Annotated in this window: 14 protein-coding genes; 4 read left to right on the forward strand and 10 right to left on the reverse strand. The window is 63.0% G+C overall.

The features are described from left to right. The 3 genes from VN047_RS22405 to VN047_RS22415 all read left to right on the forward strand — a co-directional run. Window positions 1–608 (forward strand): LysR family substrate-binding domain-containing protein (locus VN047_RS22405; protein ID WP_325546653.1); only part of this gene is annotated, 608 nt, incomplete at its 5' end. Window positions 609–1,148: 540 nt separating this feature from the next. Further along, a complete protein-coding gene (locus tag VN047_RS22410) occupies window positions 1,149–2,012 on the forward strand; it encodes a 2-dehydro-3-deoxygalactonokinase (protein ID WP_325546655.1) in 864 nt (287 codons plus the stop codon). Next, window positions 2,009–2,653: a 2-dehydro-3-deoxy-6-phosphogalactonate aldolase gene (locus VN047_RS22415; protein WP_325546657.1), complete on the forward strand. Its 645-nt coding sequence runs from the start codon at window positions 2,009–2,011 to the stop codon at window positions 2,651–2,653. The genes VN047_RS22410 and VN047_RS22415 overlap by 4 nt, the downstream gene beginning before the upstream one ends. Before the next feature lie 182 nt (window positions 2,654–2,835). Here the strand turns inward: VN047_RS22415 and VN047_RS22420 are convergent, their stop codons facing one another. From VN047_RS22420 to VN047_RS22435, 4 genes are all read right to left on the reverse strand, one after another. Continuing rightward, the gene (locus tag VN047_RS22420; RefSeq protein ID WP_325546659.1) at window positions 2,836–5,799 is read right to left on the reverse strand and encodes a TonB-dependent receptor; all 2,964 of its coding nucleotides are present in this window, start codon (window positions 5,797–5,799) and stop codon (window positions 2,836–2,838) included. 416 nt (window positions 5,800–6,215) lie between these two features. Continuing rightward, on the reverse strand, window positions 6,216–7,730 hold the full coding sequence (locus VN047_RS22425) for a glycoside hydrolase family 27 protein (protein WP_325546661.1): 1,515 nt from the start codon (window positions 7,728–7,730) through the stop codon (window positions 6,216–6,218). Between the two features lie 29 nt (window positions 7,731–7,759). Next, a complete protein-coding gene (locus VN047_RS22430) occupies window positions 7,760–8,410 on the reverse strand; it encodes a GntR family transcriptional regulator (protein ID WP_325546663.1) in 651 nt (216 codons plus the stop codon). 66 nt (window positions 8,411–8,476) lie between these two features. Further along, window positions 8,477–9,391 carry a dihydrodipicolinate synthase family protein gene (locus tag VN047_RS22435; RefSeq protein WP_325546665.1) on the reverse strand — a complete coding sequence of 305 codons (915 nt, stop codon included), beginning with the start codon at window positions 9,389–9,391 and terminating at the stop codon, window positions 8,477–8,479. A gap of 127 nt (window positions 9,392–9,518) precedes the next feature. Here VN047_RS22435 and VN047_RS22440 point away from each other — a divergent pair, with 127 nt between their 5' ends. Further along, window positions 9,519–10,388, forward strand: a complete 870-nt coding sequence (locus VN047_RS22440; RefSeq protein ID WP_325546667.1) for a glycoside hydrolase — start codon at window positions 9,519–9,521, stop codon at window positions 10,386–10,388. Between the two features lie 18 nt (window positions 10,389–10,406). On the opposite strand, the gene VN047_RS22445 is transcribed toward VN047_RS22440, so the two are convergent. From VN047_RS22445 to VN047_RS22470, 6 genes are all read right to left on the reverse strand, one after another. After that, window positions 10,407–11,972 carry a family 43 glycosylhydrolase gene (locus VN047_RS22445; RefSeq protein ID WP_325546669.1) on the reverse strand — a complete coding sequence of 522 codons (1,566 nt, stop codon included), beginning with the start codon at window positions 11,970–11,972 and terminating at the stop codon, window positions 10,407–10,409. A gap of 1 nt (window position 11,973) precedes the next feature. Beyond that, the gene (locus tag VN047_RS22450) at window positions 11,974–13,689 is read right to left on the reverse strand and encodes a DUF885 domain-containing protein (RefSeq protein WP_325546671.1); all 1,716 of its coding nucleotides are present in this window, start codon (window positions 13,687–13,689) and stop codon (window positions 11,974–11,976) included. Between the two features lie 109 nt (window positions 13,690–13,798). Further along, entirely contained in the window at window positions 13,799–16,183 is a 2,385-nt protein-coding gene (locus tag VN047_RS22455) for a glycoside hydrolase family 127 protein (RefSeq protein ID WP_325546673.1), read from the reverse strand. 48 nt (window positions 16,184–16,231) lie between these two features. Continuing rightward, complete coding sequence (locus VN047_RS22460) at window positions 16,232–17,155, reverse strand: Gfo/Idh/MocA family oxidoreductase (RefSeq protein ID WP_325546675.1); 924 nt, start codon at window positions 17,153–17,155, stop codon at window positions 16,232–16,234. Further along, entirely contained in the window at window positions 17,156–18,136 is a 981-nt protein-coding gene (gene araD1, locus VN047_RS22465; RefSeq protein WP_325546677.1) for an AraD1 family protein, read from the reverse strand. It abuts the gene before it with no gap. Window positions 18,137–18,168: 32 nt separating this feature from the next. After that, the gene (locus tag VN047_RS22470) at window positions 18,169–19,746 is read right to left on the reverse strand and encodes an aldehyde dehydrogenase (NADP(+)) (RefSeq protein ID WP_325546679.1); all 1,578 of its coding nucleotides are present in this window, start codon (window positions 19,744–19,746) and stop codon (window positions 18,169–18,171) included. Between the last annotated feature and the right edge of the window lie 76 nt (window positions 19,747–19,822).

Below are 19,822 nucleotides of genomic sequence, written 5' to 3' on the forward strand. Positions count from 1 at the left end.
ATCTCGGCTATGTGCTGTCGGCCGCGCTGGGCGGCAGCCTCGTCACCGCGCTCGGCGCGATCCGGAACGCGCTGCCCGAGCTGGCGGTCGTGGCCGAACCGATGGACACGCCCCAGCAACTCGCGGCGCTTCTCGACGGCGCGCTCGATATCGGCTTTATCCGCCCGCGCGCGATCTATCCGGCTCAAATCGAAACGATGATTGTGCATCGCGATGCACTGTTGCTTGGATTGGCCGCAAGCCACCCGCTGGCAAGGCTCGATCGAGTGCCGCCTTCGGCGCTCGCATCGGAAACCCTCATTTTCCCGCAATTCGGCGACGGGGGTGATTTCGATACGACGGTCGACCGGTTGTCGCAGCGCGGGGGCTTTGTACCTTCGAAAATTCTGAAGACGCGCGATTTCATTACCGCGATCGCACTTGTCGCCGCCGAGCACGGCGTCGTAATTGCCCCTCAGGTTATGGCGAAGCTCGGGATCGGGGAGATTATTTTCCGTCCTATCGACGGCTATGATGATCAAGCGGATCTTTGCCTCGCCTGGCGCGTCGGCGCGAACCATTCGCTGACGCAGGTCGTGCGCGCCTGCTTCGCCCCTCTTGCCCCGTGATTTTCACCTGCTGGGCTAAACCGGTCCGTTCCTTCGACACTTTGACATTGTTCGGCGCAAAACACCCGGCATGTCGGTTAGGCCATTGCCACCGCCGCTGGCGTCACGGCGTCTGGCTTTCCCCGCTATCGCTGGGACATGATCGTGCGGAGTGGATAATCACCCCGAGGATCGAGTCCGGGAATGATCAAAGGAAAGCGCGAGACGTCCACTCCCCCTCACACACAGGAGCCATTCTCCTGGCTTTGTTGACCTCGGACGATTGGGCTGCGGCCTCGGCTTGTCTGTGAGCCCTCGGAGCGGATATTCTTATCCGTACAGCCAGGACTTTCACCAAAGAAAACCCGTTGCGAGGCGATAGCCGCGCTCGCCTGCTTTTCGTCGCCATCGCGGTGACGGCATGATTTGCCCTGAGCGTGGATGGCCATTGCATTTTCTTCCCGGATATTGTCAGCGATAGTGTAGAGCCATCTCCAGAATTCCGGACATCCGTGCTGTCATGGCTATCCCGATCGCCCTCTATTACGACCTGGTGATACAATGAGCGACTTCATCGCTATCGACTGGGGTACGACCAATCGCCGCGTCTACCGCATCAAAGGCGGCGAGATAACGGCCACCGAGCGCGACGATTGCGGCGTAAGGGCGATGGCGGGCAAGGATTATACCGCCGAAATCCAGGCTATCGTTGAACGCTTCGGCGACTTGCCAATCTTGCTGGCCGGAATGGTCGGCTCGACGATCGGGTGGAAGGACGCGGGCTATGCCGCCTTGCCCACCGGCTTGGCAGCGCTGGCGCGAGGCCTTTGCGTCATCGACGAGCGCACAGCTATCGTGCCCGGCGTCAAACTGATCGAAGGCGCGCGCTGCGACGTCATGCGCGGCGAAGAAATACAATTTCTGGGCGCCGCTCATGCGGGTCTGACACCAACCGGCGCGCTGCTCTGCCAACCAGGAACCCATTGCAAGTGGGCCCGGCTCGACGGGGGTAAAATCGTCGATTTCGAGACCGCCATGACGGGTGAGCTATTCGCTTTGCTCAAGACCCACAGTATTTTCGCTGGCAGCCTCGACGATGCCGTTGTGCCCGACGGCGCTTTTCGTGACGGCGTCCTGCGCGGTGCCGAAAACGACCTGTCAGCAGCGTTGTTCGGAGTCCGGGCAGCGACAGTGCTCGGATCGCTCGCACGGGAGAATGCCGCAAGCTATGCCAGCGGCCTGCTGATCGGTGCCGATGTCGCGAACCAGGTGTCGCCGGGACAGATGGTCCACATTCTTGCCGACCCGGATCTTGGTCGCCTCTACCAGACTGCTATCGACCTGCTGGGCGGAGCGGGCCGCCTCATCGACAGTCACTCTGCCTTTTCTGCGGGGATCATCGCTATCCAGGAGCTTCGTTCATGACCCACCGCGCGACATTCGATGCCGCTTTCGCGCGCTGCCCGTTGATTGCCATCTTGCGCGGCCTGCATCCCGAGGAAGCCGTCGACGTCGGCGAGGCACTCGTCGATGCGGGCTTCGGCCTGATCGAGGTTCCGCTGAACTCGCCTTCCCCGCTGAAAAGCATTGCCCTGCTCGCGCAGGCGCTCGCAGGCCGTGCGATGGTTGGCGCGGGCACCGTGCTCGACGCGCAGGCCGTAGAAGACGTCGCCGGCGCCGGCGGCAGCCTCATCATTTCGCCAAACTGCGATCAGGGGGTCATCGCGGAAGCATGCCGCCGCGAGCTCATTGCGATACCGGGGATCGCGACGCCGACCGAGGCATTCGCCGCACTGTCCGCGGGGGCAGCAGCGCTCAAACTGTTTCCCGCCGAATCCTCGTCCCCGGCGGTAGTCGGGGCCATGCTCGCCGTGCTGCCGCGCGGGACACGCATTCTTCCCGTTGGCGGGATCGCTCCCGAAACGATGGGGCCGTGGCTTGCGAAGGGAGCGGCCGGCTTCGGCCTCGGGTCCGCCCTGTATCGCCCCGGCATGACTGCCGCCGAAGCAGGCGCGAACGCGCGGGGCTTTCAACATGCATTACGGCAGCACAGCCGGATCACATAAGGGGTCGCCTGAACCGCTCTACCCAAACGACCCCGTGACCGGATGGATGCGTGAACGGTCTTCCACAAGCTTTTGACGCGATTTCGGTTGGCCGCACGGATATTCAAGCCGGCTTCCCGGCTCTTTTCCCGGTCGTTTGTACGATCGGGATGAAGCTCGGGAAACCGGTGCCGTTTCAGTCCCTAGAATTTTGCGGTTATCCCGACGAAGATCATGCGACCGAGCGGGTCATATACACCCGGATAGGTGTTGCCGTTTCCGAAAGAACTGAGCAGCCCCTGAGCGATCGCCGGAGGATCCTTGTCAAAAAGGTTGTTGATCCCCGCGCGGACCGTGAAATTCTCCAGCAGATCGACCGTGCCGGCAAGATCGAAATAGCTGTATGCGCCGATCTTGCTGTTGATGACATAGGGCGTGCCTTTGAGGAATTCGTTGTCGGTGTTGCTCGACAGTTTGGCGCTGCCGAAATAGCGCCAGTTGAGCGAGAGCGTCGCATTCGACCACGGCATTTGCCACGTCGCGCGCAACTGATGCCGCCAGCGCGGTGTCGGCTGGCCGCATGTCGGCCCGAACAGCCCCGCGCAGTCATAGGTTCCAAGCCCCGGAAGCGGCTGGACCTGATGCTTGTCGAGATAGGTGCCGACGAGTTCGAAATTAAGCTTGCCGCCGTCAGCCAGGCCAAGATTGTCGAGCCCGAAACTGTAGCTGGCCGTGGCATCGACGCCTGCCGATTTCAGATAGCCTGTGTTGAGCGTGGTCGCCGTAATATAGCCATTCGTACCAAAGATGACGCCGGTGGCGGGATCGCGGTTGAACAAGTCGCAGAAGAACGGATTACCCGTCTGGATGCATTGGTTGATCGTAAGGAACGGATCGACCGTCCCGATATAATTGTCGACCTTGATGTTGTAGTAATCTAATGAGATCAGCAGGTTAGGTATCGCTTGGGGAGTCAGGATCAGACCAGCGGTGTAGGTGTCCGCTTCTTCGGGTTTGAGCGCCGGATTGCCGCCACCCTGGGTGACACAGGTTTCCGCCGGACATTCGGGAATATTCCCGTATTGCGCCTCCGTCACACCGGTAAGCGCGCAGCGTTCCAGCGTCGCGATCGGCGTAGTTCCCGAGCACGGATCCTGTCCCTGGACATTGCCCAAGCCGCGGGCCGCGAACAATTCGGCGACATTGGGCGCGCGGATCGCGTGGTTGTAGCTGGCCCGGAAGCGGATGTCGCGTGATGGCGCATAGTCAAGTTCGGCCTTGTAGGTGGTCGCGCCATAGCTGGTTTTCGTGCCCTCGAGGCTGTCGTTGGTATAGTCCGAATAACGCAGGCCGAGATTGATGCTGAGCGAATGGGCGAGGGGCATGTCGGACAGGATCGGCAGTTCCAGTTCGCCGTAGACTTCCTTGACCTTGATCCTGCCCTGCGATTCGAGAGTCCCCTTTTGCTGCGCGAGCGCATCGGCGCGGAAGTCGAGCGTCTCGATCCGCTGTTCGATACCGATCGCGAAGCCGATCGCCTGCGACGCCCAGGGGCTCTGGATGCCATAGGCACCAAGTTCGCCGCTGACGCCCGCGTTGAGCACGGTGAGCTTCTGCTCGCCGCGCGTGAAGGTCGGGGCATAGATATAGTCATAGACGTCGGGATCGATGTTGCCGAAACCGAACACATCCATCGGCACGCAGTCGGGATCGCTGCCGTCGATGACCGATTTGCAGGTCGCCACGCCGTCGACGTTGACGACCTGAAGCGCCTTCTTTGCCTTTACCGGATCGATATCGTTCTGGTAGTTTTCGTTGAAGATCGCGATCGAGCGCAGCGCGCCGACATCATAACGGATTCCGGGCGCGATCTCGCCGCGTACGCCGCCCTGAAAGCGATAATCGGTATGACGCAGGTCATCGCGACGCGGCGCGCTACCTTCGCCGGTTATACGATAGCCGATGAAGGTATCGCGGCTGGTATCGGTGCCCGCCGCGGCGCCGCAAAGCGCTCCTGCCTGCTGCGCACTCATGAACGGATTGTCGCAGTTGATCGAATAGACCTCACCCTGGAACAACGCCGACGGTGCCGCCTGCGAAAAGGTGTGGTCGTCCATGAACATGAAGCTGCCATAGAGTTCGGCGGCCTTGGAAAATTCATAGTGGGCGAAGGCACCCGCAGTGTAGCGGCGGTCCGACCGTTGCATATAATTGGTCGGCGCATAGTTATAGCGGAAGCTGTCGTCGTACGGCACCCAGGTCTTTTGGCCGTCCTTGGTGTTGTTGTAGGTGACGGGCGAACCCGAAACCGGGTCGGCGAGAACGGTGAACAGGCCGAACTCATTGTTGCTCGATCCACCGCAGACGAAGGCGGTACGGGCGTCGTTGGGGTCGAGTGCGCAGGCCGAATAATCGCGCGAACCCTGCAGCACCGGATTGACGCGGCGATATCCCGCATAAGCGGTCACATTTCCGCGGCCGTCGGCAAAATTGGTGCCGGCTGCGAAATTGACATCGAGCTTTTCGCCATCGGTGACCGATTTGCGCGCGTTCTGATAACCGTTGCTGTCGATGAGATCGCGCAGCGACCCGTTGTTATTATTGTGCTGATAGAAGCTGTACTGGGCATCCGCGCGGACGCCATCGAGGTTCTTGCGCAAGATGAAATTCACCACGCCCGAAATCGCGTCCGATCCGTAAACTGCAGATGCACCGCCCGTTACGACGTCGACGCGCTCGACAAGCGAGGAAGGGACGAAATTTACGTTGATGGCCTGCGTGGGCAGCATGCGCTGGCCGTCGATGAGAACAAGCACGCGGTTCGAACCCAGATCCCGAAGGTTGACGTTCGACGTACCGTCCGAACCATTGGAGACATTTTCGTTGGCGTCTGCGGTGAATTGGGGAAGCCGGTTGAGTACCGATTCCACCGTCGTCGCTCCCTGGTACCGGAACTCCTCCTCGCCCACGACAGTCATCGGACTGTTGCTGTCGAGATTCGGTCGCCGGATGCGGGTACCGGTAACGACGATCGCTTCGCCTTGGTCGCCCGTCGCGGCAGGTGAGGCACCGGTCGCATCCTGCGCCATCGCCGGCGCAGCGAAAAATATCGTCGCTATCGCGCTGGCGCTCCCCAACAGATAGCGGGTGCGTGGGTCCTTTGTCATTTTATCCTCCCAATAAGCTCTGCGGCCCTTTGCCCACAGCGTCGCGAGCATGTCTGACAATTTAGAGCATGTCTGACAATTAAAAGTCAAATACATTATACGATTTTAAAGCACGCGTTTGAGATATCGCATAAACGATTGAGAATACGCTATAAAGTTGCCACGTGACGCGTACGAAACGCCGCAACGGGATGACTTTCGCTGGTCACCGCCGTGTTCAGACGGGGCAATGCGCTCGCCGAGTGCACGAGGCATTCGCGGCGCCACCCCGCTCATCGAAGCCTGGATCAAGCGGTCCTCAGGGCGCAGCGCGTCTGCCGCCAACGCCGGTCACACTTTCGGAGAGTTCGGCTATCGCCCCGACCGGCTCGGAACGCGACGCTTCGGTCTTGATCGGCGGGCCGGAAAGCGGGCGATCATATCGCTCCGCCCTTCACCCGCAGCATCACCGCTCCGTGGGCGGGCACAACAAAATGCAGATCGTCGACAGCGACCGCCGCGCCGCGCCACAGGTCACGCGCTTCGGTCAGCTGCGCCATATCCGCGTCGGCGGCCGTCGGCGCCATCGGGGCCGGATCGTCTCCGCGGTTGAAGAGCGCGAGTGCGACCGATCCGTCCGCCAGTTCTTTGCGCCAAATCTCCAGCTTGCCGTCCTTGCGGACCGCCCGACCCTGAATCCCCTTGGCGTCCTGATCGACGGCGATCACGTCACGGTTCGTAAGAAGACGCAGGGCGCTTTCGGGCGTCTGCCGCAGGTCGTGGCCCATGATCAGCGGTGCGGCCTGAATCGCCCACAAGGTCAGATGGGTAATATATTCGTCCTCGCTCATGCCGCCGTTTCCGACCTCGAGCATGTCGGGATCGTTCCATCCGCCCGGCCCGGCGTGGCCGAATTTCGGGTTACGTTCGAACCCGATATCCGACATCGTCTTGTAATCGTCGGTGATATCGCCGGTGGTGCGCCACAGATGCCCGCCGACCGACCGCCCCCATTCGGACACGTGGAACCGGCCATATTGGCACAGCGAATAAAGCATTGGCCGCCCCGTGGCCTTCAGCGCCAGCCCCATTTCATAATAGCTGCGCTTCACCTTGTCGGCATCGTTGTAAAACCATTCGCCCGAGCACAGATCGTGCTTCAGATAGTCGAAACCCCAGTCGGCGAAGGTCTGGGCATCCTTCCGGATATGGCCGTAGCTTCCTTCATAGCCGGCGCAGGTCCGGGGCCCTTGTGACGTATAGATACCGATTTTCAGCCCCTTCGAATGGACATACGCGGTCAACGCTTTCATGTCGGGAAACTTCGCATTGGGTTGCAGCACGCCGTTCGCGTCGCGCTTGCCCTGCCAGCCATCGTCGATGTTGACGTAAAGATAGCCGGCGTCGCGAAGGCCCGTCGAGACGAGTGTATCGGCCATCGCGCGGATCGTCGCGTCATCGATCTTGTCACCGAACTTGTTCCAGCTCGACCAACCCATCGGCGGCGTGGCCGCCAGGGTATCAGGGGCGATCGTTCCCAACGGCGGCAGGCCGGGGGCAAAGCGAAAGGCGCGCGCCTCGGCATCCTTCGCGCTGCCGCGGCGGCCAGCCTGTTCGACATGGGCATACCAGATGTCGCCGGTCAATTTGACTCCCGACGGGCTAAATTGCGCCGTCCAGCGGCGGGTGGGGTGCGCGTTGTCGTTGAGGTTGCGCAGGTCGAAGGTCAGCGTGTCGCCGTCGATCCGGCCATTTTCGAATGTCATCGGCCCATACCATTCGGTCGTTACGCTCCCGCTGATCGCGCCGGCGTCGTTCGCCACTTCGAGCATGGTGACCCCCGGATAGCTTGGCGCGTCGTCGAACAGCCAGACGCCTTCGGCCGCAGGGCGTGCCTGGGCGGGAACTTGCGCCGCAATGATCCAGCACAGCACGGCCAACAGAAATCGCATATTCTTTCCTTTGAACGGGCGGACGCGCGTCAGACCGCGACTTCGAATTGCATTTTCAGATCAACGAGTGTCGCCTCGATATGCCCTGCCAGCAACCGCTCGACGGTATCGCCATCGCGCGCCATCCACGCGTTGAGCAGGTGCAGATGTTCGATGCATGCTCGCGACCCGCGCCCCCATGGTTCGAGCTGCGCGACCACATAACGTTCCGAAAGGATCGAAAGCCGTTCGACCAGATCGGTTGTAAGCGATCGCTCTCCGACACGGACGAGCGCAGTGTGAAATTCGCGATTGCGCACCGCGACATCCGCAAGATTGTGACTGGCGGCGGCGTCCAGACGCTCGAACAGGAGCTGCGCCTCCTCGCGCGCCGCGTCGTCGGCATGGACGGCGGCGAGCGCGGCGGCGGCAGGTTCGAGCGCCAGTCGTAGCGCAAAGATTTCGTCCGCCTCGTCCATCGACATCGAACGGACGAGGTAACCGCGGTTGGAGTGACTGATCAGCAAGCCTTGCTGTTCCAGACGTGCAAGGGCCTCGCGTACGGGGATCCTGCTGACCCCCAACTCCTTGGCCAGCGCACCCTGACGGATCGGAATATCGCTCGCCAGTCCACCGACGACAATCTGTTCGCGGACGATATCGAATACACGCTCTGACAGGGTTTGAATCACAAAGCTCATTTCAAATGCCCCTGAAACCCTTTCCAGAAGCGATCCGAGTGAACCCGATCCCCCACCGACCGAAACTCAGGCTGCTTTCGCACTGACGGCGGCGGGACGTGTGGCCGCCGCCTTTTCGACCATCGCAATCACCTCTGCCCGGCGCGCGCCGACCAGCGGCAAGCGCGGCGGCAGCACCCGCTCGGAGCCGCGGCCCATGACCTGCTCGGCAAGCTTGATCGACTGGACCAGGTCATGCTCTGCGTCGAGATGGAGCAACGGCATGAACCAGCGATAGATTTCCATGGCGCGGGCATGATCGCCGCGCTCGAACGCCGCCACCAGCTCGACCGATTCCCGCGGGAAAGCGTTGGTGAGGCCGGAAACCCAGCCCTGGGCGCCGAGATACAGTCCCTCCAGCGCAACGTCATCGAGACCGGCGAACAGGACATAGCGATCGCCGAAACTGTTGCGGAAATCGGTAAAGCGGCGCGTGTCGGGAGCCGATTCCTTGACCGCGACAATATTTTCGACATCGACAAGCGCTTCAAGCACAGCCTTGTCGATCACCGTGCGATAAGCCGGAGGGTTGTTGTAAAGCATGATCGGCAGTCCCGTCCGGTCCGCCACACCCTTGAAATGGGTGACCAGTTCATGCGGCTGCGGCACATAGACCATCGGCGGCAACAACATCAGGCCATCGGCGCCGGTCTTTTCGGCCGCCACGGCATAACGCACCGCGCGGCGCGTATCATATTCGGAGACGCCAGTGATCACCGGCACGCGCCCCGCCACCACTTCGACGATCGCCGCCAAAACCGAGATCTTTTCGTCATATTCGAGCGAATTATTCTCGCCCACCGTGCCGAGCGCGATCACGCCCGTCACGCCGTCGCGAATAAGGTCGTCGACCACGCGCTGCGTGTCCGCCAGATCGATCGATAAATCCTGACGCAGCTGCGTCGTTACTGCCGGGAAAACACCCTTCCAACCAATTGCCATGTCAAATCCTGCTCTTGAACTCGTATATCGTATACTGTAGATAATCAGACATTGCAAGGGAGAGCGCTGTGCTTGTTATAATTGCCTGCCTCGCGGGAGCTCGCCAGTCGAACGATCGGCCGTTTGCGTGAGGCGCCTGCTTGTCGCGACCTGCCTGCTCCTTGCCAGTTGCGCGGAGCCGCGTCCCGTCATCGGCCCGCCACCGCCCGCGCTGGCGCTCGATCCGTTCTACACCCGTTCGGTAACTGCGGCGGGTATCCCGATCAGCGCCTCCGACGCGGTACCCGACGAGGCGCTGTTGATCGCACGCCGGATCGTGCTGGCGATGCTCGAAAAGCGCCCTGATCTGGCCCGGTCGCTCGAAGCCGCCGGGCAGCGCGTGATGATCATGGGTGTCGACGAGCAGACCACTGACGTTCCCGAACAGCGCGACTGGAAAAAGCCGGCGATCGATGATCCGCGCCTGACGACTTGTGAACGCAAATTCTATGCGGAACGGATCGGCCGGCTATCCGACAGCGAATATTGGAACAAGCGCGCCCGGGGAATGGGCGGTCTTCTGACCAGCGGGGCAACCGAAAATCTTCTGGCCATGCCGGGGACGCGATATTTTGGCGAAACCATCCTGGTCCACGAATTTTCGCACGCCGTCTTCGATGCGATGGAGCGCACCGACCCGGCCTTGTTCGCAGAAGTCCAGAAAGCCTATCGCGAGGCGATGTCGAAACATCTGTGGGATGGCCAATATGGCGCGACGACGGCGCATGAATATTGGGCGGAAGGAACACAATTCTGGTTCAATTCGAACAAGCTCGCGGTGATCGACGGCAAGCGCATCCTGTCCGATGCCGACCTCAGCCAGCATGACCCCGCGCTCGCCGCAGCGCTGAAGGCGGTTTATGGCGATCGGCATCGCTTGCCGGGCGATCCCTTCTACCGTCATTCCGCGCGCGTTCCCGACGGTCCGCCGTCCCAAAGCACCGGAGAGGCTTGCTGACCGCCGCCACTCGCGGGTTCAGCTTTCACAGGGCGCTGCGGTCTCATCCGGTTCGGCCTCCGGAACCGCAACGCGGGGTGCCAAGGCTTCCCACTCCTGCACCCCGACCCCGGCGCGGGCATGGCCGTCGCCCGAAGCATCGAACACCGCACGCAAGCAGCGTGTGGTGATCGAGGGAAATGCGACCGTCTGAAATTCTCCGGGCACGGTGCCATAGGCGCGCACCCCGCGAACAGGCTTCCAGCCCTTGTCCCAATATTCGATGTGCCAGCCGCGCGGCGGCGCCACGCCAACGCTCGCCCCCGCCGGCTGGTCGGCAAAGAACCAGATACGGCTTCCGGTCAGCGTCACCGGACGGTGCCACCGATATTCGATCCACGGCCGCGCAGGATTCTTGCCGGTCCAGCTACCCCACATTTCGGGCGGCAGCGGATTTTTCCGGACTTTGCCGTCATTGAGCGCCCGAATCCAATATTGAACCGGAATCGGCTGGTTCGACGCGGCGGCTGTCCCCGCGCCCGCGACGTTGCGTGTGGCCACCGCCGCGGGCATTGGCGCGCGGGTCGGCATGACGGGCCGGATCGCCGCCGGCGCCACGCTGTCATCCCATTCGAGCCGGTCGAGCGCGACCGATCGGCGGAAATGGCCGCCGCCCATGGCGTCAGCGGTATGGTAGGCAAGATACCATTGCCCGTTGAATTCGACCGCGCCGGCATGGCTGGTCGTCGACGAAACTGGTTTCAGGGCCACCCCCCGCCACGTCCACGGTCCCAGCGGCGAACTGGCGGTGCCATAAGCCTGGCAGGCGTGATAAACGGCGGGTGTGCAAGGACTGTCTGGACCGGCGTTGTTGCCCGCATAGAGCATGTAATACACGCCCTTGCGCTTCATGATCCACGGTGCCTCGAAGAAACCCGTCAGCCCCTCGATCACATGCTCGGGGCCCGCGGCGGTGACCATGTCACGCGCCAATTCCATGCCGCGCAGCTGCCCGAAGGTACCCCAGTAAATATAGGTCCGGCCGTCGTCATCAACCAGCACCGTCGGGTCGATATTCTGGATATCGTTCGTCTGCGGCACGCGCTGCGAGATGATCGGCCCGGCGGGGTGCGCGTCGCGCCAGGGTCCGAGCGGCGTATCGGAGACCGCGGCGCCGATGGCGAAGCGGTCTTTCGCGTCGCTGCTTCTCTCGAGGACCGAGGCATAGAAATAGAAGCGCCCGTCCCTGCCCTTCACGACCTGTCCGGCATAAGCACGTCCGGACTCCGCCCAGGCGAATATGGCGTCAGGCCGCATGGTCGCAGGATAATGCTGCCATTGTCCCGAAGCGGGGTTTCGCGTTGCCAGCATCTGCCATTCGTTCATGATGAAGTCGTTGACGTCCGGCGCCGCTTCGTCGCGTCCCGCCAGGATATAGAGCGTATCGCCGACCACCAGCGGTGCCGGGTCGGTCGAATAATAGCGGCCATCGGCCAGGATCGGATTGCCCTCGCTGGCGATCGCCTCTGGCTCCGGAGCATCTTGCGCGAGGCAGGTCGAGGACGCGGCCAGCATCAGGCCGGCAAGGAACGCCTTCCGCCTCATCCTATTTGTCCCCGGCATAGGGGCCTTTCCCGCCGTCGGCGATCAACTGATCGACGCGGCGATCGATTTCGGAAATCGGCACCGATCCAAGCGAAAGCACCGCGTCATGAAAGGCTTTGAGGTCGAATTTCGGTCCCAGCCGCTGTTCGGCGCGCCGGCGTGCGTCGATGAATGCGAGCTCTCCGATGTAGTAGCTGAGCGCCTGTCCCGGCCATGCGATATAGCGATCGACTTCGGTCTCGATCTCATGCTCGGCGAGCGCGGTGTTGTCGTGCAGGTAGCGTTGCGCCTCCTCGCGGCTCCAACCCTTCGCATGAAGCCCGGTGTCGACGACCAGCCGCGAGGCGCGCCACGCCTGATAGGACAGCATCCCGAACACTTCATAAGGCGTCTGGTACATGCCCATTTCTTCGCCGAGGGTTTCGGAATAGAGCGCCCACCCCTCGCCGTAGACCGACAGATAGGTGTCGCGCCGGAACGCGGGCAGATCGCGATTCTCTGCTGCGAGCGGCATCTGGAAGGCGTGGCCGGGGGCGCTTTCGTGAAGCGTCAGCGCGGGCAGCGAATAGAGCGGCCGCGATGGCAGGTTCCAGGTGTTGACCAGATATATGCCCGGTCCCCCGCGCCCGCCGGTGTAGAAAGGCGCCAGCTCATCGGGCACTGGCTCGATCGCAAACCGGCTGCGCGGCAAGCGTCCGAAATATTGTGCTGCCTTGCCGTCGAAACGCTTTGCGATCCATGCCGCGCGATCGAGCAGTTCCTGCGGTGTCTTCGCATAAAATCGGGGATCGGTGCGCAGGAAGTGCAGGAAGGCGGGCAGATCGCCCTTGAACCCGACCGCGTCCATAACGTCCTGCATCCGGACGCGGATCTTCTTCACCTCCGCAAGCCCGATGGCATGGACCTGATCGGGCGTCAGATCGCGGGTGGTGAACTCCGCAATCTTCGACTGATAATAGGCGCGACCGTCGGGCAGGTCATAGGCTGCGAGGCTTTTGCGTGCACCGGGAATATATTCGTCGCGGAGGAAGACCAGCAGCTTGGCGTGCGCCGGCACCACCGCCCCGCGGATGGCCGCTGCCCCCTCGGCCGCAAAGGCAGCGCGGTCGTTCGGCGCGATGGTCGCCGGCCATTCGCGGAATGGCGCGTAGAAGGGCGATTCTTCGACCGATTTCGCCTCCGCGACCTCGGCGACCCCGATGTCGCGTCCCTTCAGCGTGATTTGCGAAGGGGTGAAGCCGCGCTGGAGGCCTGCGCGCATATTGACAATCTGCTGGTCGAAATAGCGCGGCATGTCGTGCAGCATCGCGATATATTGGCGGTAGTCGGCTTCGTTCCCGAACGGCGCGCGCGCCCAGCCCGCGACGTCGCCCCAAAAGCTGGAGTCCGAATTGAGCGGCTTTTCGAACTCGCGATACCGCTGTTCGCCCAGCAGCGCCGCAATCTGCTGCTTGTAGACGATATAGTTTACATGCTGTTCGGCCGACAGCTTGGCGGGATCGATCGCCTCCAGCGCCTCCGCCGTCCGCGTCCAGCGTTGCAATCGTTCCGCCTGCGCAGCGGGCCCGACGTCGGGCAATTGCCGCGGGGCGCCCTTTGCGCTGTCCTCGTCGGGCGCCTGCTGTGTCTGTCGCCATTGATATTCGGCGCTGGAAAGCGCCTCGAACTGACTGTCGGCAGTATTTTCCGCCGCCCGGACATCGGTTGTCGCTGCCATCGCCATCGCCGTCGAGATTACCAACCACGCATATTTCAACTCACTCTCCGATCAGCATGATGTCATCCTGAAACCGCACGGGCTCGCCCCGTGTTCGCGGCGCCCGAACTCATGTCGTGGCACCGGGCTTCGCGGTGACGAGGCGGATGCCAAAGACCGGCCCCGCGGTGCTGCGATCGTGCGGCACGACACGCACCCGGACCGACGCCTTCCCCTTGGTCAACGCCGGAGGCACCGGATATTCGACGTCGAAGAATTTGCCCGGCGCATCATGGCCGAGCCGCTGGGTCGCGACCAATTGACCATCGATCAGGATGTCAAAGGCGCGCGGACGTTCATCGCCCCAATAGCTGGCCTGCAGGACCACCGGCCCCGGCTTCACCTTCATGTTGAACTCGAAGAAGCCGCCCGAGCGGGCGTCGCGTCCCTGACGGCCGCGATAGGTCACAGGGTAGCTGATATCGCTCGTCAGATCATGGTCGCGTTCGGGCTGCATCTCGCCGAGGAACATGACGTCGACCGACCGTGCGGCAACATCCTTCAATCGCGCCTGTTCCGCGTTATAGCCCGCTTCCTCGCTTTGCCATGCCGCTTCGCTGAAGCGTTTGAAATAGATGGCGCTGCGCCGTTCATACTGGCGATAGAAGGGGACGAAATTCAGGTCGGCGGGCCGAACCACGCCGCGCGTTCCATAAATCGCCCTGTCGGCGGCGACCGCACCAAAGCCGCCGAGCAGGTCGGCACCGACGAGCGCCGGGTCAGCGCGCTCCCATTTCTGCTCATTTGGCCCAAGGTCGGCGGCGAGCACCAGCGGACCGCGGAGCACCGAGACGACCCTGTCGTCGCCCGGCGTCGCTTCCAGCCGAAGGTCGAGCGGCAGCGTGATCGCGACCGTGTCCCCGGCCTTCCAGCGCCGCGACACAAGGGCATAGCCCCGGACGCAGGTCGGCGTGACCGCCTCGCCATTGACCGTCACCGCAGCCTTTCCGGCCGCCCAGCCGGGAACACGAAGAGCGACCTGGAACGAACCCGAACGGAGCTTGTCGAACCGCACCGTCGAGGTGGGCCCATAGGGATAGGTCGTCTCAAGCGTCACCGCGGCCTTGCGCGCGGCCCATTGCACCGCGGCCGGGATATAGAGATTGACGTAGAAGGTACCGTCCTCGCCTTCCCAGAAGATCGAATCGCCATGCTTGGCATGGCTTTCCATCCCCGAACCGACGCAACACCAGAAAGCGTCGTCGTCGGTCGACGAGTAGCCGCGATCGGTCCCCGACATCAGCGGAGTCATATAGGTAAAGCCGCCGGTGGCCGGGTTCTGGGCCGCCATCACATGATTGAGATGCGCGCGCTCATAATAGTCGAACAGGGCGCCATCGGGCTCCCATGTCCATAAATGCCGCGTCAGCTTCAGCATATTGTAGGTGTTGCAATGCTCGCACGTCGCTTCGGTAATATGTCGCGCGGTCGTGTCGGGTTCGAAGAAATATTCGCGGTCGGCATTGCCCCCGATCACATAGCTGTGATGGTGGACGACGCGGTCCCAGAAGAAGGAAGCCGCGGTCGCCTTGGCCGGTTCGCCCGTCAGTTCGTGAATCCGCGCGAGGCCGATCAGCTTGGGCACTTGCGTATTGGCGTGGAAGTTGGCGAGCTTGTCCTCGCGCGCCGCGAGCGGGTCGAGGACGCGCTTGTCATAGAAAAGCTCGGCCATCGCCAGCCAGCGCTTGTCGCTGGTGCGGGCATAGAGCTCGGCAAAGCTTTCGTTGATCCCGCCATATTCGCAGGCCAGAACCTCCTGAACCTGTTCGGGGGTCAGCGCGGTGAAAACGCCCTCGAAATAGCCGGCGAGGCCGGTCGCCACATCCAGCGCCTTTCGATTGCCCCACGCACCATTGATATCGAGCAGGCCGGCGAACAATTTGTGAACCGTGTAGAGCGGCGCCCACGACCCGTTGAGATCGAAACCGCCCGAGCGGATGTCGCCCTTTTTGATCTCATCGAAAATCTCGATGCCGTCAACGATCGTGCCGTCCTTGCGCTTCCGCCCGAGGCCGCCGAAATAGCCGTTCCCGCGCGCGGCCTGCGTGGCGGCGAGCTCCTCGACGATATAGTCCGCGCGCCGGCGCATTTCGGGATCGCCCGTCTGTTGCCAGGTCAGTACCAGCGCCGTCATGTAATGGCCCAGCGTGTGCCCCGCGATCGTGTCGCTTTCCCAGCCGCCGTAGATCGGAGCCTTGGGTTCCATCCCCGCATAGACGCGAAAATTGTGAAGCAGGCGGTCCGGATCGAGGCGATGGAGATAGGTGCGGTTCACTTCGACCGCCGTCGCGTAATCGGACGGCTTCAGACGCACTGCTCCCAGCGGCAGCGGCCGCGCCTTGCCGCGAAGGTTGGTCGGACCACGCGCTGCGAAGGCCCCCGGGGCATGGGCAAGGATGGCGAGTGTGCCAACGCCGAACATCAACTGCCGACGGCTGGTTTCCCGAAATGACATAATCCGCTCCTTATCAATATCGTATACAGTCATACATGAAAGTGACTGTCAATCGTCGAAAGGGTCGACCCTGATTTGACGACAGCGCGTGAAGGCATCGGCGACGAGGCGGAGCGGGGTACGGTCCACGTCGCTCCGGGCTTCGCTTATGAGGAGCGCGAAACGGGCATAAATCTCGGGATACTCGCGCTCGGGGCCGACATCGCGCTCGACGCCATCGATCGCCAGCCGTGCGCCTCCCGCGCTAAGCAGGAGCGTGCCGGCTTCGGTTTCGGCGGTGATATCCCACGTCTGCGGCCCCTGTTGGCGCCAATCGAAGACGGCATGGACCGGCGCGCCGTCGATGCCGACCATCTGGAGCTCGGCAGCAATGGGTGCTGCGCGATTGGATGGAATTTCCAGCCGCCCGTCACGCAGATAGAAATGCTGTGGCAACACATGCGTGGCGATCGACAGCGCGTTGATGCCGGGATCGAACACGCCGAAACCACCGGGCTCCCATATCCATTGCTGGCCCGGATGCCACCGGCGAACATCCTCTTTCCAGACGATATCGACGCGGCGGATATGCCGTCCGGCCAGCCAGGCACGCGCTTGATCGACACCGGAGGCGTAGCGCGAATGCCACGCTGCGAAGAGTGTCGTGCCGGAAGCTTCGGCGAGCCTCGTCAGTGCCTCGACCTCCGCCAGCGTGGCGCCAGGGGGTTTTTCCAGCAGCACATGCTTGCCCGCCCGGACCGCTTTCGCCGCCGCCTCGAAACGGGCCTGCGGGGGCTGACACATGGCGATAGCGTCGATCGCGATCCCCGCGTTCAATAGCGCATCCACGGTCTCGAAGACCGGCACGCCTTCCATCGTGCCCGCAAGGCTCGCGGCCGCGACCAGTTCGAATTCGCCCGACGCCGCAATTGCCGGAATATGTTGATCATGCGCGATCTTGCCGAGACCGACGATGGCGACCCGAATGACCATCTAAAGGACTTTCACTGCGGCAGCCGGCGCCGCCGCGCGGGCGATCGGGTTGCGGACCGGCAGCGTGAACGGCGCAGCCTCGATCTCGAGCACATCACCTTCGCGCGTTTCGATTCCCTCGCTGAACGACAGCGTCGCGGTGCCGAAGAAATGGACATGGACATCGCCGGGACGCCTGAACATGCCATATTTGAAATGGTGATGCTCAAGGTTGGCGATGCTGTGCGACATATTGGCTTCGCCCGACAGGAAGGGCTTTTCCCACAGAGTCTCGCCATCACGCACGATGCGGCTCACCCCTTCGACATGCGCCGGCAATTCGCCGACGAGCAGTTCGGGGCCAAGCGCTGCGGGGCGCAACTTCGAATGGGCGAGCCACAGATAATTGCCGCGCTCGGTGACATGGTCCGAAAATTCGTTGGCAAGCGCATAGCCGAGGCGGACCGGCGTGCCATCGTCGGCGATCAGATAGATGCCCGCAATCTCGGGCTCCTCGCCCGCGTCGAGCGCAAAATCGGGCGACAACAGCGGCGCGCCCGGAGCGACGAGCGAGGATCCATCGCCCTTGTAAAACCATTCGGGCTGAGCGCCCCCGGCGCCGGTAGCGGGCTTGCCGCCTTCGACCCCCATCAGGAACATCTTCATCGAATCGGTCTGATGCGCCGTATCGTCCAACGCCCGGTGCATCTTGTCGCGGCCTTCGGCGGACCCGAGATGGGTCAAGCCGGTGCCGCTGAGCAGCAGATGAGCGGGATCTTCATGGTCGATCGGCGCGAGCAGTTCGACCGACGCAAGATCGACCGGCGCCCCATCGCCAAGCGACGCCGTCAGCGCATCCAGCGTGGCGCCCTCGGCCAGCGCGCGGCGGGCAAGCGCAAGCGTGCCCGAAACGCCCGGAAGCCTCGATGCGACGCCTCCGTCGCGGATCACCGCGACCCCCCGGTCGCCGTCCGCATCGCGAAATTGCACCAAAGAAATCATGCCATCCTCTCCTTATCGCATTCCTTGCCGCCTCAGGCGAGGGTCAGCACACCATCGATACGCCGCGGGGCGCCATAGGGATTGTCCTGTCGCAGCGCGGCCGGCAGCAGGCGGTCGGGCAGATTCTGGTAGCAGACGGGCCGCAGGAAACGCATGATCGACAACGCTCCCACCGATGTGGTGCGGCTGTCGCTCGTGGCGGGGAACGGGCCGCCGTGGACCATGGCGTGGCATACCTCGACGCCGGTGGGCCATCCATTGGCGAGAATCCGCCCGACTTTCCGCTCGAGCAACGCGATCAGCGGAGCAACCAGTTCCTCATCGGCCTCGTCGAACAACAGGGTTGCGGTCAACTGGCCCTCGAGGCCGCCGACGAGTCGGACGACCTCCGCCAGATCCGCCGCGCGAACGACGATCGACGACGATCCGAATATTTCGTCGCCGAGCGCGGCGTCGCGCGCGAAAGCTGCGGCGCTGGTGCCAAAAAGCGCCGCCTGCGCCTGGTTGTCGCCCTCTCCCGCCGGACCGCGGGCAACGGTTTCGACGGCCTCGTGCGCGCCCAGAGCCTCGACGCCGCGCTGGAAGGCCGAATGGATGGCCGGGGTCAGCATCTGCTGCGCGGGCAACTGCCCAAGCGCCGCGGCCGCCGAAGCGACAAAAGCATCGAGGTCGCTGCCCTCGAGCGCGATCACCAGGCCGGGGTTGGTGCAGAATTGGCCCGCGCCCATCGTCAGCGACGCCGCATAGGCCTCACCCAGCGCGGCGCCCCGCGCCTTTGCCGCGGCGGGAAACAGGATGACCGGGTTGATGCTCGACATTTCGGCATAGACCGGGATCGGCTCGGCCCGCTCGCTTGCGATGCGAACCAGCGCGAGCCCGCCGCCGCGCGAACCGGTGAAACCCACCGCCTTGATGCGCGGATCGGCCACCAGCGCAGCGCCGAGGCCATGGGTCGTACCGGGAAGATAGGAAAACACCCCTTCGGGCAAGCCGCAACGCTCCACCGCCCGGCGAATCGAACGCGCCACCAGTTCGCCGGTTCCGGGATGCGCGGGATGCCCCTTCACGATCACCGGACAGCCCGCAGCGAGGGCGGAAGCCGTGTCGCCGCCGGCGACCGAGAAGGCGAGCGGGAAATTGGACGCGCCGAACACCGCGACCGGTCCCAGCGCGACGTTGCGACGGCGCAGATCGGGCCGGGGCAGCGGTGCGCGATCGGGCATGGCGCGATCGATCGTCGCGTCGATCCACCCGCCTTCGCGTACGACCGAGGCGAAAAGACGGAGCTGGCCGATCGTACGTCCGCGCTCGCCCTCCAGCCGCGCGCGCGGCAGGCCGCTTTCGCGCATGGCGCGCTCGATGAGTGTATCCCCGATGTTGGCGATCTCTTCCGCGATGGTTTCGAGGAACAGCGCCCGCGCCTCCGGTGCCGTTTCGCTGAATGGCGCAAAGGCCTGTTCCGCCAGCGCGGCGGCATCGGCGACATCGGCCGCGCCCGCCTCGTGAAAGTCCGGACCGATCGCCTCTCCGGTCGCGGGATCGATCGCGGCGAAGCTTGCCCCGGTGATGCGGTCGGTGAATCCGGTAAGGATAGCGCCGGTGATTTCCATGGTGCACTCCGTTAAGTCTGACAGTATACTATTGTGCCCCGATTGCAGATTGGCGGGGCAGCGTCAAGGAGAGGAT

Source organism: Sphingopyxis sp. (assembly GCF_035565275.1).
Lineage (GTDB): Bacteria > Pseudomonadota > Alphaproteobacteria > Sphingomonadales > Sphingomonadaceae > Sphingopyxis.